The following is a 1,143-nucleotide window of genomic DNA, read 5'->3' as shown; positions in this document are numbered from 1 at the left end:
CTCTCCTATGGGGCGAGTCCGGAACTGCGGGCAACACGGATCGAAACTCGTCACCGTTTATTGACGACGGACGACGGGATCCTAATCATTCCGCTCGTTGGCTTACGCCGATATGTTCCGGGTGCAGAGACGTTCTTGTCGCACGTCAAACAGGTGAAACCAGGCGATATCTTGTCGATTCCAGACTTCGTCCAGGATTTAGTTGATGCGGGGTACGAGCGGACAGCGACCGTGACGACACCAGGTGAGTTTGCCGTTCGCGGGAGTATCATCGATATTTATCCGCTCACGGTTGAACGCCCGTACCGGCTCGATCTATTCGATGAGGAAATCGACTCGATCTATACATTCGATGCGGAGACCCAACGTTCGCTCGGTGTTGTCGCAGAAGCATGTTTGATGCCAGCAGCCGAACACTTCGCGACCAAGGATCAGTTAAAGGAGGCTGGCGAAAAAGTCCGTCGTCTTTATGAGGTGACGAAAGAGCGCGTCCAAAGTACGGAAGTCCTCGCGGCACTCGAAGAGGGGATCGCTTACGACGTCGAGTTGTTAGAAAACGGCGATCGTCCGAAACAGTTCGCGAAGTATGCACCAATCCTCTACACGTCGACGTTACGTCAAGACGTGACGGGCAGCGTCTTGATCGTCGATGAAGTCGCGCGGGTCGAAGAAGCGGCAGAAGTCCAGGATGCAGAGGAAGCAGAATGGATGGGGTCGCTCATTGAACGCGGACAAAGCGTCAGTGATTATGTTCTGTCCGTTCCGATGACACATGTCTTTGAAGGACAACCATTGTTGTACCTCTCGCTCCTTCCGACTCGTCGGAGCGGTGTACCGGAGAGTGCGGCAATCCATTTCAGCATCAAACCGATTGCGCCGTTCCATGGTCAGATGGAACGCCTGAAGCAAGAAGTCGAGCGATATCGTCGCGCTGACATGTGGATGGTCTTCTTAGCGAGTAACCGAGAACGTGCCGAGCGAATGCGCCAGACGTTATCCGATTATGGGGTTGAAGCCTCGATTGTAACGAAAGAAGGTATCACTCGTGGTCAACCAGCGATCCTGATTGGCGGAATTCATGGTGGATTCGAGATGACGAATGCGCGCCTCGTCGTCATCACAGAAGAAGAAGTCTTCAAGCAA

At 53.5% G+C, this 1,143-nt stretch carries 1 pseudogene; it reads left to right on the top strand.

Features of this window, described 5'->3' with window-relative positions:
* Positions 1-1,143: pseudogene (locus B3S86_RS00170) on the top strand (transcription-repair coupling factor); the annotation flags it as partial.

Source organism: Exiguobacterium sp. UBA3968 (assembly GCF_002385115.1).
Lineage (GTDB): Bacteria > Bacillota > Bacilli > Exiguobacteriales > Exiguobacteriaceae > Exiguobacterium_A.
The sequence above is the reverse complement of the archived record's forward strand: the minus strand, read 5'-3'. Positions and strand labels throughout refer to the sequence as shown.